General features: G+C 38.9%; 8 protein-coding genes. All 8 read right to left on the bottom strand.

Annotated features, from left to right (window positions below):
• Positions 1–82: 82 nt before the first annotated feature.
• Positions 83–928 (bottom strand): NAD-dependent epimerase/dehydratase family protein, encoded by an 846-nt coding sequence (locus tag JCM10596_RS25020; protein WP_199900136.1) that lies wholly within the window; start codon positions 926–928, stop codon positions 83–85.
• 43 nt (positions 929–971) lie between these two features.
• Positions 972–2078, bottom strand: coding sequence for an S-layer homology domain-containing protein (locus JCM10596_RS10890; RefSeq protein WP_025027162.1), 1107 nt, complete (start codon positions 2076–2078; stop codon positions 972–974).
• Positions 2079–2152: 74 nt separating this feature from the next.
• Entirely contained in the window at positions 2153–3166 is a 1014-nt protein-coding gene (locus JCM10596_RS25015; protein WP_025027161.1) for an LCP family protein, read from the bottom strand.
• A gap of 272 nt (positions 3167–3438) precedes the next feature.
• Entirely contained in the window at positions 3439–4887 is a 1449-nt protein-coding gene (locus JCM10596_RS10880) for an S-layer homology domain-containing protein (RefSeq protein WP_025027160.1), read from the bottom strand.
• On the bottom strand, positions 4884–8045 hold the full coding sequence (locus JCM10596_RS10875) for an Fn3-like domain-containing protein (RefSeq protein WP_304502751.1): 3162 nt from the start codon (positions 8043–8045) through the stop codon (positions 4884–4886). Before JCM10596_RS10875 ends, JCM10596_RS10880 begins: the two co-directional genes overlap by 4 nt.
• Positions 8027–9442 (bottom strand): S8 family serine peptidase, encoded by a 1416-nt coding sequence (locus JCM10596_RS10870; protein ID WP_025027158.1) that lies wholly within the window; start codon positions 9440–9442, stop codon positions 8027–8029. Before JCM10596_RS10870 ends, JCM10596_RS10875 begins: the two co-directional genes overlap by 19 nt.
• Before the next feature lie 312 nt (positions 9443–9754).
• Positions 9755–12649 (bottom strand): Ig-like domain-containing protein, encoded by a 2895-nt coding sequence (locus tag JCM10596_RS27800; protein ID WP_025027157.1) that lies wholly within the window; start codon positions 12647–12649, stop codon positions 9755–9757.
• Positions 12650–12785: 136 nt separating this feature from the next.
• The gene (locus JCM10596_RS27795) at positions 12786–15557 is read right to left on the bottom strand and encodes an Ig-like domain-containing protein (protein ID WP_025027156.1); all 2772 of its coding nucleotides are present in this window, start codon (positions 15555–15557) and stop codon (positions 12786–12788) included.
• Positions 15558–15601 lie beyond the last annotated feature (44 nt).

The following is a 15601-nucleotide window of genomic DNA, read 5'->3' as shown; positions in this document are numbered from 1 at the left end:
TCTACTACCTATTGTTTCTAAGTCGTAGATTTTTAAATCGTTTGACGCAGTCCATCCAGCAGGGAGGTACTTGCCTTCCACCCTAATGCCTTATAAGCCGCTGTAGGATCAAGGGTGCTATGAACGATATCTCCCTTGCGTTCAGCTGCATACTGAGCTGTACTGCCAGACCTGTTACTTGATTGAGAGCCTCCAAAAGGTCAAGCACAGAAACGACTTCACCAGAGCTGATATTGACCGTTATCTGTTCCCCTTTGTCCATGGCAACAAGATTCGCTTCGGCGACATCCTGAACGTAAACAAAATCACGAGTATGCTGACCATCGCCAAAGATAACAGGGGTTTCCTTCTTCTTTAATTTATCGACAAAGATGGAAACAACCCCACCTTCTCCATCAGCCGTTTGTCTTGGACCATAGATGTTGGCATAACGGAAAACCGTGTAGTCAATGCCATACATTCGATGATATAACGCAATATAATGCTCTGCCATCCATTTAGACATTCCATACGGTGAGATCGGCTTGATCGGATGACCCTCATCAATAGGTAAAGAGATAGGCTCGCCGTAAACAGCCGCAGACGAAGAATAAATGATTTTTCTTGATCCTACCTTTTTCATTTGTTCTAAAATATTAATGGTTCCCCCAATATTGACCGATTGATCATACATGGGATCAAGAATGGAAGGCGGAACAACAGATTGTGCTGCTAAATGCAACACAATTTCTGGCTGTTCTTTTTCAAAAATAGTTTCTAGGTCTTTTGAGCGAATATCCACCTGATAAAAGGTCGTGCCTGGGTGGATATATTTGATACTTGTTGGACCCAAGTTATCAACAACAGCTACTTCATGCTTCAGCTCTACCAACCTATCTACAATATGTGAGCCAATAAAACCGGCTCCTCCTGTCACTAACACTCTCATGTAGACACCTCATATTTTTTCCTTGGTTATTTTTACTTACTTATTATTGCGTAGACATTTTTCTAAAGTAAATTTGTACATACGAATCAAGATTCCCTGGAGTGATATACAGCTCCCAATTTTCCAGCTCTGTACTGACTGCTTTACGCTGGGTTCTTACTTGCTCGATCAGATCAGCAATTTGATTGTCAACCGGAACTCCTAATTCACTCAGCAGCCCTTCCGCCAATGGGTGATGACGCTCTTGATCAGCAGCGTAATGGACCAACTGGTTATCTGAAGAGGTTGCGCTGCGATAGGTTAGAAAGAGGATTCCTTCTCCTTCTGTACTAAAGCCCACTTCTCTTGACCAAGCTGAAAAGTAAATATCATATCCTTGTTCTTTTCCATACTCCATTAAAGGCGTCATTTTATCCTTAAATTCAGATTGTATCACCGGTTCAGGCGATGCAGTCAAAGGTCTCTTTTGTAGTTCTGTCACCCCATATTCAACGAGGGTTTTCATCACTTTTAGTGCCTCCGCTCTAGTAACTTGTCCCAAACCATAGCCATCTAAGGTGCTGGAATGCTTCCCTTCAACAATACCTAGGTCAAGCAGATTCTGTATGGCTCCATCGTGAGAAAGGTTATAACCTAAGGCACTGGACACAATGACCGCTAAATCGACACGACTAATAAGCTGATTTCGGGAGCCGCGTCCCCACACTTCCCAATTGTAGAGCCTGGCTTGATCATAATATTTAACAGCCCAATCTCCGGGTGCGATCTCTTCTTCTAGCCCTTCACTTCCATTTTCAATTTGTATTTCTTCTTCGCTTTCAACTTCGCTTTTCCCTTCGCTATCTCCTTCAACTTCCAAAGAAGGATCAAATTCCTGATCTGGGAGATCTCCGTATGTACGAAACAGCATCGCCAATAGCTCTGCTTCCGTCACTTTTTTATCAGGATGCACGGTTCCATCGGCATATCCTGTAATAATCCCTTCTTCCAGACCCCAATGGATATATTCATAGGCCCAATGATCTGGTGGGAGATCCTTATATTCTGACTGATTTCCTATGTCTGTTAGGAAGTAACCTGCACTTCCAATCCCTATAACTAGTACAACAGCTGCTAATACTTGAATCATTCGATTCTGTAATAAATTCATTCATACCCTCTCCCGATGAAAATAAAGTACCCTCTCATTGTATATCAGAGGGCACTTTTTATCCATAATCTTCATTATCCATTATTATTGCTTTTTTCATCTGAATCTGATTCTGGTTGTTTTTCTCGTTCGTCAGCAAGTGTTGCATGGCGGTCTAAGAAGCTTCCAATCAGTGTTTGGATACGCTCAATCTCCTCTTCAGGGACATCTTCGTACCATACACCACCAAGACGCAATGCGTTTCCTTGAATTGAAGTTGTTTCTAGGTTCGACATGTTAAAGCTTACAAACGTTCGAATAAGTTTGTCCAATTCTTTAGCAGTTAATGAGGTGGAAATATTGTCACCCATTATTTTTTGAATCTCAAATATCTTCATTAAAGACTGGAAGGATAAGAGCTTGTTTCCTAGCTCCTTCAACACCATTTGCTGGCGTTCCATTCGCTGATAATCACTGGTGTAATATCTTGGTCCTCGATTGTCTAATCGGGCACGTACAAAGTCTAGCGCGTTCTTTCCGTCTAAGACCTGTTGTCCTTTGCTTAAGCGGATGTGAGTCCCATCTGAATACGCATCATAAATAATGGAGCGATCCACGTAGACATCTACACCCCCAACCAAATCGACTAATTCCTTAAATCCATTGAAGTCAATCGCCACATGACCATATATACTAACTCCTAACCATTCCTCAATGGTTTGAATAGTAAGTTCATGTCCCCCTAAGGGATAGGCATGATTGATCTTCTCTTTATTCTTTCGACCTGGAATTTGTACATAGCTATCTCTAGGAATCGAGATTAAGCTAACTTTGACCTGTTCAGGGTCAACAAGAGCCAGCATTAACGTATCTGGACGACCTGCATCGTGTAATTCTGGACGTTCATCAATCCCATATAAAAGCAGGATAAATGGGTCCATTCTTTCTTCGACTACGGAGATTTTGTCTTCCACTTGAGGCTGATTGGAATCATCATTGGTTACGCTATTAATCATCTGCAAGTATACATAATAAAGCACACCTGCGCCCATCAGACTTACTATCATAAATGTTACTAATCCACGAAGGATGAGTTGTTTTCGTTTCATTATTTGTCATTCTCCTCAAATACTAGGTCACAAAATGTTTAAAAACGTCGAAGCCTTCCTTATACAATATACTAGGAATTAGAGTGGACATCAATGTAAAAATTTTAATCCGTTTTATTTCTTGAGGAGAAAACGTCATATAACGTTCACTTTTTCGAGATGTTTTATGTATAAAAACCCCTTTAAGGAGGAGAAGCTGATCGCCTCTGCCTCTTAAAGGGGAAAAAATGTTTTTTTATCATGAGCTATTTGACATAGTATATTCCTTCTACTTACTTTTTATAGCTCTCATTAAAGATTCGATATATCACAACAGCAGCTTCAGCGCGAGTTGTTTGTTCTTGAGAAGCGAAACGATCGGCACTTCTACCCGTCATGATCCCTGAATCCACAACAACCGCAATATCTTTTGCTGCCCAAGTTGGGAAAGAAGAACGGTCAGCAAATTTAGCTAAAGCGTCAGTGGATGCCTGATCAACTCCAAGATTCTTCAATGCTCTACCGATAATCACAGCCATTTCAGCTCTTGTGATTTGATCTCCAGGAGCAAAGCTGGATGCTGTTTTACCAGTAACTAATCCATTAGAAACCGCCGCTTGGACGGCATCGTAGTACCAGCTTCCTGCTTTCACATCATCAAAGGAAACCGCCGTACCTTCCGAAGCTGTCAGACCAAGAGTACGAACAAGAAGAGCTGTAAATTCTGCTCTTGTTACTTGATCTCGAGGAGCAAACGCAGCTTCTGTTTTTCCTGTAATAATATTCTTTGAAGCTAGAACCTCTATCTCATTAGCTGCCCATGGATAGTTGCCACTATTAACATCTGTAAATGTTTTATCTTTTGCCATAACCATGTAGCGGCTAAAGCTAGAAAGCTCTACTACTAGGTTTTGACCGACAACTCGACCTCCAACAAAGGTCACAGAACCATTGTCATTTACTTTAAATAAACTTAGTTTCTCTTTGTTTAGATCACCAGTAGCTAGACCCGTGATCGGAATCACGATGCTTACTGGCTGAGCAAAGCTCGGATTCTTGACGATCTCCCCATTTTCATTAAGAATATGGAAATCGTAGTAGGCACCAAATGCTTTGACATCTTGATCTAATTTCAATTGCTCGACAACTTTTTGTGTTTCCTCAGCTGTTGCCATAGTGACTTGAGCTGAAGCTTTTTCTAATGTAAGGGCTTGAGCTGGAATTTGAACAACCACTCCATTCCCTAACTTCACTTCTGTTACTCCTTCTTGGTTAAGCGGTTGTGTTGCTTGTTCAGCCACTTTCTCCTTGTCTGGAGTTCCTTGTGGTGGTTGCTCTGGAGTCACGATAGGTCCTGATCCGCCGCCAGATGATGGTGGTGAAACAACACCTCCGCCTCCGCCTCCGCCTGTTTGTCTTGTTACCTTAAGTAGAACTTCTATTTCATTCCCTGCTCCATCCTTGGCTAGAATCTTAAACTCATTCAAGCCGTTGTTCAATTCAACTTCACTACGGAACGTTTGCTTATCAATAATGCTTTCATTTGCATTTAGCATATTTGGATTGGAAGCAATCACTTGATTTCCATTGATCCATAGATTGGCTCCTGTATACGTATCTTCTACGGTTCCTGAGATGGCTTGCTTCGCATTTGTGGTACTTACTGACCCTTCATAACGGAGAACTTCGCCCTTCTCATTCTTCACTTCTTGTAGGGATACCGTTGGCGAGCTTAGCTTCACCGTTGGAGCTGTATAGTCAATGACAATCTTACGGTGGTGGTAGCTTCATTTCCTGCAGTATCAGAGAATTTCAGCTCAAGGTTATTAAATCCTTGATCTACAACAGGCAACGTCTTAGAAATATAGTACGCAGCTCCCATACGTACAGGTTGAACCGATACTTCTTCTCCACCCGGCACCTTCAACGTGACTGAAGTTGGGTCTAAATCTAGGTCAAATGTCCAAGCTTCGATTTCAACTTCCTTCGTTTTATTTTGGTAAAACGCTTCTGGTTTGTTGAATGTCCATAATGGAGCAGAAAGATCTCTTTCCATTGTGAAGTAAAGCACTCCTACTTGATCAGCGCCAGAGTAAGCAACGACAGATAGATTGAGGACATCTCCATCCGCATACTCAGATAAATCAAGTTCTGTACTTGTTGCTCCAAGCTCTAGTTCAACAGCTTCTCCATTGATTACAAGGCTTAGGCTATCCATCTCTGTTTCGATCCTATCTGGCTGATCATAATTCCAAGCAATGGTTACCATATCCTGATTTGTTCGAACATATTTAGGACTATCAGCATATCCTAGTACCCCTGTTAAGAACACATGTAGAGGAGCCGTAACGGTATCTAATACCTGATCACCTTGGTAAGCCTCTACTACTAGTGTATATTTTCCTTCCGTAAATGCTGTTAGATCTAGATCGACTGTATAAGAAGCTTTGTTTAGTTCAGTCGTGAATTCCTCGCCTACCTGCTCGCCTTCAGCATTCTTCACTTTGAAGCTCACTCTTTCTACTTCTTCTCCCGCAGAGAGAACGATAGGAAGCTGGTCTACATCTTCAGCATAATACACTTCTTGATCAAATCTTACATCAAATTGCTTCTTGTGATTAATCGTTACTTCTTGTTTTCCTACTAGACGATCCTCTCCATCAAATGCTTGAAGAGTTACTGCCTGCGTTCCTTTAGGAACCTCATAGGTATACGTATATTGACCAGGAGCAGCAATCTCCACTTCTTCATTCATCGGGGAAAGCATGACTTTCTTCACTCGTTCAGAAGTCACTCCGTATTTCAATTCAACAAACGTTGTTGCCTCATTAGAGAAGAGATTCAGGGTTTTGTCATGTAATAGACTTAGTAAATTAATTCCCTTCACTTCCACATCGAAGCTAGTCATGACAGAACCACCTTGGTCAAGAGCTTCTAGTTTGACCATGTGATCTCCATAGGTTAGTGGCAGTGTGTATTTACCAGAGGTATTGTTTTCAACTGTTACAGCTTCTTGATCACCTGTTGTAAAACGAACATGAGTCGTTTCATCTGTTGAAGACCAAGCAAAGGTAACCGTTCCCTCTAACGGGTTAACAGTATGAGAATTTAACATGAATGGAAGTGTTTCACCAGCATTGGCAAGCGCCATATTTCCAGCATGATCCCATGCTACGACCTCTACATAGTGAGCATTCTCTGGTAAAGAGGTGCTTCCCACATATTCTTGATTTGCTTTTTCAAAATTAACCCAGCTTTCACCAATATGTTTGGCATTCGCATCATAAACAACGGCATAGTAACCCCATATACCAGTACCCGCATCTGTTCCTTTGACTTTCAGCTCAGGAGCGCCATTATTCTGAGTGATAGTTGCCTGCACTTCAGGAGCCACTGTGTCTATTTTCACAGGGTATTTAAATTCTTGTGTTTTCTTCCCTACACCATAAGCTTGAGCAACAACTTGAATATAATATTGCCCATCTTCAACAGCCTTTCCATTCACTGTTCCATCCCAAGAGGTGTAGGCAGCAGAGAATGGGGTACTGGAATGCTTGCGCAAATGATTGGCTTTACTTAAGGAGCGCAATTGCTTTCCTTTGGCATCTAAAATATTCATGTCTAGCTTTTCTGCATTCCTTAATAATGAAAGGATTGGTTGAGCATGGTTTTGACTTTTATCCTTTGGATTGAAGCCAACGCCATCCTCTACATATTTCTTATCTCTGGTGTATCCAAGACGAATATTAGATACTGTTTCTCCTGATCGAACAGCATAGTGTAAGCCACTAATTCCATAATAGGATGAAGATTCTGACCAATGAGGGTCTACTACTGGAGATGTATTCCAATCACCGTAGAATCCAAAGTATGGAACAACAAGATCTGGAGCCGCAGAAGCTTCATCGGCTTTAAAATAAACCCATCCTTCTACAAATTGATGCTGCGTTAATTTATCTGGTAAATTCACCGTTACATTAACAGAAGCACTGCTTTTAGCAGGAATTGTAATACTATTCTTATTGAAAGTAACCGAAGCTCCGACAAGCTCTTCAAGAGTTAGGTTATTATACATCACTCCATCCTTCTCATAAGTAGCATCATGATACACATCACCGCTTAAGGTGTAGGTAACATCTTCAGAGCTAATATTTTTTGCATTTAGCTTAAATGTTGCTTTCTTGCCTTTGATTTCTTTCAAAGCAACACCAAATTCGTTCTTGTCGTCAGTAACAAAAACATTGGTTTGTACCGCTTTGTCTACTTGAATTCTACCCGCTCCTTGATGACGCACAGAATAAGGCGTTTCTGAGTCAGGGTTAATCAGTACTTTAGAGGTATTAGATAAAGCCACTTTTACATCATTTGGAGTATAGTCAGCGTGACGGTTATCCTTTTTAAAGGATTCAATGACCAATGCCGCTGCCCCTGCTACATGTGGAGCTGCCATTGACGTTCCGCTTTTTCCGCCGTATTCATTGGCAAATACAGTAGAATAGATATTTCCTCCAGGAGCTGTTAGAGTCGGCTTGAAGTTAAGACCTGGCTCTGGTCCCCATGAAGTGAAGTCAGTCATTGTATCAGCTGCCAACGGGCTAATCACTGGCTGATCACTAAATGTTGCACTAAGACTTGAGTCCGCAATATGCTCAAGAATAGCTCTTCCGTGCGTACCAAGAATGAACGCTGCCGGAATATTCTCTGTCCCGTTAAATCCACCCATGCTTACATATCCAGCATTTCCTGGTGAGTTAAAGACGATCGCAGCAGCTGCACCATGATCAGCCGCATTTTGAACCTTTTCAGCAAATGGATATTCTCCACGCTGGATTAAGGCTACTTTTCCAGCTACGTCTTTTCCTTTAAAATCATCTGGACCTCCTAGGCTACATAGACAAATTCTAGGGTTTGACCAGCTAAAGTCCCTGTATGAGGCAATCCACTAGCCACCATGATTGGCATTTCTTTTAGGTTTGTAATTCCTTCTTTTGGACTACTAATGGCTTCGCTTAATACAATTCCTTCAAAGATAGCTGCAGCATTCACAGAAGCGGCTACACTAATGGTTGAAGAAGAGATACTTGGCGAACCTACCATTGCATAATCCTGGTTGGAGGCAAATGGCTTAGTTGGAGTTGAAAATCCACTATTACCTGCTGAAACAGAGAAGACAACTCCTTGTTTCGTCGCATTTTCAATGGCTATAATTTGTGGATGATCTGGCGTAAACGCTCCTGCAGGAGAACCCAGACTCATATTAATAACATGAGCTCCATTCTCTACTGAATGCTCAATCGCAGCAATAATTTCATCCGTCAGTGTTGATCCACGAGCTGGATCATTAGAGAATACTTTTTCTGCTAAGATGCTTACTTCTGGAGCAACACCACGAAATGTCTTTCCATCGGTAACCGAGGAAGGATCATCTCCACCAACCGTTCCTGCTACATGGACTCCGTGCTGACTTGAAGTCCGATCAATAATATCGTTATTTCCATCCGCATGGTTCCAGCCGCCAATGACTCTGGTTCCCCCGTAGCCTTGACCATTTCCCGTTACTGGAGAATAATTAATATCTCCCCCTAATTTCATGGTTTCTTTTCCAGTTCCACCAAAGGCAGGGTGATGATAATTAACTCCCGAATCAATAACGGAAACAATCATACCCTTTCCTTTAAATTCACTATTCCACACTTCTTCTGAACCAATAAGAGGGGCGCTAAAGTACATATCTGGCTTTGCTGTTGTATCTGGATAGTACTCTTGAGAAATCCAGACTTCTTCGACTCCTGCTAATTTTTTGATTCTTTCGATTTCTCCGAAGGTAACTTCACCACTTACAGCGTTAATGACATGCTGAAATTGATGCTTGGCTTCAAAATCAACGCGTTGTGTTTTTAGTTGATTCATCAATGCCTCTTGATTTTTCTCAATCTTTTCTTGCTTCGCGCTTACTTCATTCGCGGACATGCTTTCTAAACTGATTCCTTTGTGATTAAGCTCTTCAACCACAGAATGCTCATTTAGTTTAATAATAACTCGTACTTTTTCATCTGGTGCATAGGTTTTGTCTAATTCTGTTGAATCAAGATTGAACCTCTCTGCATTTTCCTTTACTTGTTCTTCATAGGAAAGGGTATGTAATAACTCATTTCTAGCTTGCTCTGCTCTCTCTATAGCATCTGCTCTCCTATCTTGATCTGCTTGTGGCACAGCCCCAACTGCGCTAGCAAGTGAAGATAAGATAAGAGCGATCACTAGAATCATACTGATAAACCTAGATTGATATTTCGACAACTTTTTTTCCTCCCTTTTTTTCTTTCAATTCACTTAAAACCTACTATACTACCAACTTTTAAGATGAGTCCTGATTTCACCCTCCCTTCCCTCATCCTTCCATAATACTTTCGATATCCTAAATAATATTCCTTTAAAAATCATTCGTTAAATACCGACTTTATTCGACAACATTTTCGGATTCGGAAATATTCGATAGGGATAACATGTGTGTTTCGAAGGAAAATTGGACACAAAAAATAATCCCCACCTACCAGATGGGGACTATTCTTCTAAATTGATTTAATTTTTGATTTACTCATATTCAAACGATTAATTAAAATTCACGACCATTCTTCGCTTCCTTTGCCACTGCCAGACCATCATAGCGACAAGCCCTAGCAATAAGGCAAATAAGGCAGGATGGAAGAAGAGATAGGCTACAGCAATTGCTGGAAGCAGTAATGTCCTTACTACAAATTTAAGAATCTCACTATCGGCAATAAATTGAGCGATAGGCGGAGAATGCTTGTAGTAGAATTCTACAAACTTCTTCCCTAATCCATTGGTTAATAGGAACTGATCACGGAAGTTTCTTAATAGCGTAACTGATGGTGTGAATTTTGTACCATAAGCGGCTGTAGCAATGAAACATTCGTCAATCGGTTGCTCACCACCTGGTGGTTGTTCTTCTCCCGGTGGTGGCTCCTCTCCTCCAGGCGGTTGTTCTTCTCCCGGTGGTGGCTCTTCTCCTCCGGGTGGTTGTTCTGTCGATTTCACAATTACTTCGACTTCGTCACTTGTACGTCCCTCTTCGTCTGTTACTGTCACGGTTAATTTTGTTCCGGCTGGTTGCTTTGGAATTTCTACACTAAATTGTCCATCTTCTCCTGCGGTTGCTGTTGCGAATAACCATCCTTTAACAACTTTAACTATCACAGTCATTCTAGGATCGGTAGTTCCTGTTAGGGTGGTGTCACCATCTGTAATTTCGTTGATTGTAGGTTTTGGAGGAAATATTTGAGATTCAGTTACTACTACTTCTGTTTCACTTTCATATTCAGTGCCATTATTCACAACCACTTTTAATTTTGTCCCTGGTAATTGTTTTTCTATTTCAACACTGAATATTCCATCCTCGCTTACAGTTGCTGATCCTAAAAATCCATATTGACCATTTACAATTATTCTAGCTCTAGGCTCCGCTGTACCTGTTACTAAAGTATGACGTTCTGTAATTTCATTTACTTCTGGTTTTTCTGGGGTAATTTCGCCATAACCTGGGACATATATTTTGCAACTTGCCTGCATGTTTCCATCTTGTGTAGTTACAGTTACTATAGCTGTACCTGTAGTTTGTGCGGTAATTGCGCCTGTCTGATCAACTGACACTATACTTGGATCACTGCTCGACCATATTAGCTTTTGATTTGTTGCATTCGACGGCGTGACAGTAGCTTTCAGTTCATGAGGATAACCAAAATGGACTGGCATTACCTTCCTAGACAGACTTACGCCAGTAACAGGAATTAAACTAATATTTGTATCTATTTGTACTATAGATCCCCCTATAACTCCATACAGCTTATTTTTATTTTCTTTCCAACTAATCTTAAAGTTCTGCGTATAAAGCTTTAGAGGTTGATTAGAGTCCTTATTCATATAATAGTAATCGTACTTATCTCTATTTTCATTATATATTCTTAAAATTATATCTCCATGTACATTAAGAGATATAATTTTTGTTGATTTTCCAGAAAACGTTAATTGTTTTTCTGTGTCATGAAACTTCAGAAAGGCCTGGCTTGTTCCATTAATATTTCTACTATAAGCAATATATTCCCCATTTTTAGTGTAATCAATAATTCCATTTGGACTCGTCACAATAGCTTCTTCAATTCCATTTTCATTTAATATTAAATAATTTTCATCCCCTTTGTACTTAATATATAAGATTCCTTGTTCTCCAAATTTAGGAATTCTATAATTATATGTTTCGTCGGTTGATACTTTACTTGTTATTCCTTGATGATACTTATAAATAGAGTTCTCTGTAAATGAAGCGTAAACAACTTCACCGTTGGAGGTCAAATCATTTTGATGATTCCCTTCCACATTGCTCACAAAATCAATTTGATTAGTTACTAGATCTTTAAAGTACAATTCATTACTTACAGTAGATCGATCCAGTACTGGTTTTATATCACCGTTCCAAATCAGGTAGTTTCCTTGTACCTTCATTGAATCTTCTAATTTTAATCTTCCTAGATAAAGCAAGCTCTTATTCCTGTATTCGTATAGACTGTTGTATCTGTAATAATGCTCTTTATCTTGAACAGAAATAATTGCACCAGATTCTGTTAAATGCCCCGCAACTACAGAATTCTTTTTATTTGAATAAATAAGTTCCTCCTCCGAATTATCTAAATCCACAATAAAAACATCATTAATAAAAGACTTATACAAGATTTTATTATCCTTATAATCTAATATTTCCCCATCTAGATGGTATTCCTGTTTTAGAAAAGGACTGTCGTCTACATACACTTTTCTATGTTCCTCTAGTTTGCCTCCTGTTTCATTTGAAACTTCAAAATATAAATCTAAAATTTCTCCATTATGAAGTTTAAGATTAATGTCATAAAGACCATTTATTCTATTCATTCCTTCGGCAATTTTATAACGTCTATCCCATTCTGGATTAATTCCATAAACTATTATTTTGCATTCTTCACCTTCTAAGTCACTTGCTTCTACATCGATTGTTAATCGACCATTTGTTAGATCGAAGTGTCCCGGATTATTTATTGTTAACCTTGGTGGTTGAGAGTATTTAAAGTTCGTTTGTTTAGTTGTAAAGTTTCCATAAACATCTTTTACTGTTATTTCAAGAGTCTTCATTCCACGGGATAAACCGCTAAGATCTAATGTAGCCAGCCAACCAGGGTAGTAATACCCTCTGTCCAAATACGCTTTTTCACTATATTGTAATCCTATTTCTTTATCGTCAACCTTTGCTATTACCTCACTTATTTGATAAAGAGAGTTCGGTCTTGAAATAGCAATTTCTACTTGCTCATCGTGTACTGAATTTAAGCTTGGTTTTATAATAGTAAAAGAAATACTTGCATTTGCATTTTCCGCACTAGCTATAGGAAAAATACCTACTATAATTAAAATACCAGTAATAATAGATATTATTCTTTTCTTGTAACTTATCGAGTTCATAATACACTCCCTTTGTACCCTTCCTCATTTTCTGTGTAACTCACAATCTTCAGCTTCGCCGTAGACTTTCACAGAAATTGACGATGAATTTTTTTATATAAAGATTGATTTTTTTCTTTGCACTCATTCATTTTTATTACATAAAAACTAACTTTCTCTTTCTTTGCCACTGCCAGACCATCATACCAGCAAGCCCTAGCAATAAGATAAATAGGTAAGGGTGGAAGAAGAGGTAGGCTACAGCAATTGCTGGAAGCAATAAAGTCCTAACTGTAAATTTAAGAATCTCACTATCGGCAATAAATTGAGCGATAGGCGGAGAATGCTTGTAGTAGAATTCTACAAACTTCTTCCCTAATCCATTGGTTAGTAAGAACTGGTCACGGAAGTTTCTTAATAGCGTAACAGATGGTGTGAATTTCGTGCCATAAGCGGCTGTAGCAATGAAACATTCGTCAATCGGTTGCTCACCACCTGGTGGTTGTTCTGTTGATTTCACAATCACTTCAACTGCCTCACTTGTACGTCCCTCTTCGTCTGTTACTGTCACGGTTAATTTTGTTCCGGCTGGTTGCTTTGGAATCTCCACACTAAATTGTCCATCTGCTCCTGCTGTTGCTGTGGCTAAAACCGTTTCACCTGCCTTAACGGTTACGGTCATCCCTGCCCCTGTTGTTCCAGTTAGTACAGTATCTTCATGAGTAACTTCGTTGATCATTGGTTTTGAAGGTACCTCTTGCATTTTTTTTACCCTTACTTCTATTATTTCGGTTCTATTACCATCAGTAGCTGTCAAGATTAAGATAGTTCCAGCAGGTTGCTTTTCTATCTGAATACTGTACATACCATCATCTTCTACTGTTGCAGTTCCTAATATATTCTCTTCCAATTTTAAGGTTATTTGAGCCCCTGGTACCGATTTTCCCGTTACTATAGTGTCTTCTTCAGTTACATCGTTAATTTTAGGAAAAAGAGGAGAAAAAGATGTAACTGTAACCAAACAGTCTGCAGTTTTATTTCCATCTACAGTCGTTACAATGATAGTCGATGAACCCACTCTTTTTGTCTTAATTTTTCCTTTTTCGTCAACAGTAACTACATCTGGGTTACTGCTTAACCATACTACCTTTTGATCCGTTGCATCTGAAGGAATTACACTAGCAGTCAGTTGAACCTCATCTCCTAATTCTAAATCTAGCCATTCCTCAGAAAGAGTAACACCTCGTACAGGTATAGGCGTAGGAATTGTTGCAATTTTTAATACCACTCCACCTAAAACTGAATAAAGCTCCTCATTTAACCAAAAAATATTTGAAGATATACCATAAACCCTAATTGAGGAATCAGAATTATGATTAAAAAGATAATGCCCCCAGCCATCAATATATGAACTTGCTATAACATCACCATTAATCCTTAAAAAATCTACTGATGCCCCTAATCCTGAGTAGGTTAATTGTTGCGTTGTTCCAGCCTTCCACAAAAATACTTGCCTGGTTCCATTTATCGGTCGAGAAAATGCAACATATTCGCCGTTTATTAAATAATTATCAAACCTCTGCGTCGATGTAGAAAGCACTGTTTCTTCTTCATCTGCTTGAAGTATTAAAGAATATGTATTGTCATTTTTTCTATAACTTGTATAGATTATAGCTGACCCACTTATCTTTGGATTGCTATATACATATCCTCCTGTCGACACCTTACTTAAATTTCCATTATAGTATTTATAAATTTGGTTATCTTCTGAGGATGTATATACTACTTCACCATTTTCGGTAAGATCAAATTCATTATATTGGACTCTTTCGGTTATCAAACTAAGATGTTCACTTTCAAGATCTTTTATATACAATTTATTACCAATAGGTTCTTTTTCTGCTTCTATGGGTTTAATATCTCCTTTCCAAATAGCAAAATCCCCTTCTACTTTTAATGAACTATCCAAATCTGTTCTTCCTAAATATGTTGTGTTATTGTCTTTATATTCATATATGCGGTAGTTTCTATTACTATAGTCATTACTTTTACTTACAATAACAGCACCGAATAAAGTGATATATGCTTGTGTCGCTACATTAGCTTCATCATCAAAGATTAGTTGCTCCTCTGAATTCTCTAAATCCCTCATTATAACTTGGTTTCTAGTTGTTTTGTACAATATTTTATTGTCTTTAAAATCCAATATTTCCCCATCTACTTGCCATTCTTTATTTAAACTACCTTCAACGGTATATATCGTTCTACTTTCTTCATACTTACCACCCGTTTCATTGGTGACCTCAAATAGCAAAAATAAAGTTTTTTTATCAAATAGCTCTGGATCAATGTCTACCTCAGTATCAATTCGGTTTATTCCTTCACTTATTCGCCTGCGGTTATCAAAGTACTGCTCGTCACTAATGTAAACTTTTATCGTTGCCGATTCTTCTTCTATGGCTTCCACATCTATTTTTAAACGTCCATTGACCACATCAAAGTTAGAGGGTGAGTTTATCTTTAAACTAGGCTGTTTAGAATAATAAAAACTAGTTTCTCTAGAAAACTTATTTCCGTAAACATCCTCAGCTGTAATTTCTAATGTTTTTAGTCCCCGTGTTATATCATTTAAACTTAAGGTTCCAACCCATCCCGAGTGTTTATTATCATACGCGTGTTCATCATATGTAAGTTCTGTTTCTATCCCTTCGACCCTAGCCGTAATATGGTTTATTTGATATGTAGAAATAGGATTTGATATAACTATTTTCAATTCGTTATAGTGAGAAGAATTTACTTTTGGGGAAATAATAGAAAAATTAATTTTTGCATGCATATTTTGAGCGTTGACCATGGGAAACATACCAAGAATAAGAAAGATAATAACAACTATTCCAATGAATTTTTTCTTTTTAAGTAGATATTTCAAAAATTATTTCTCCTTTAAGTTAAGTATTTTCTAGTTTTAAGTGT

The organism is Caldalkalibacillus mannanilyticus JCM 10596, assembly GCF_000615945.1.
GTDB classification, from domain to species: Bacteria; Bacillota; Bacilli; order Caldalkalibacillales; family JCM-10596; genus Bacillus_AT; species Bacillus_AT mannanilyticus.
The sequence above is the reverse complement of the archived record's forward strand: the minus strand, read 5'-3'. Positions and strand labels throughout refer to the sequence as shown.

Coding starts and splice junctions, on each gene's coding strand:
- JCM10596_RS27800 (WP_025027157.1), bottom strand. CDS start 12,649: ATGAACTCGATAAGTTACAAGAAAAGAATAATATCTATTATTACTGGT.
- JCM10596_RS25015 (WP_025027161.1), bottom strand. CDS start 3,166: ATGAAACGAAAACAACTCATCCTTCGTGGATTAGTAACATTTATGATA.
- JCM10596_RS25020 (WP_199900136.1), bottom strand. CDS start 928: ATGAGAGTGTTAGTGACAGGAGGAGCCGGTTTTATTGGCTCACATATT.
- JCM10596_RS10890 (WP_025027162.1), bottom strand. CDS start 2,078: ATGAATTTATTACAGAATCGAATGATTCAAGTATTAGCAGCTGTTGTA.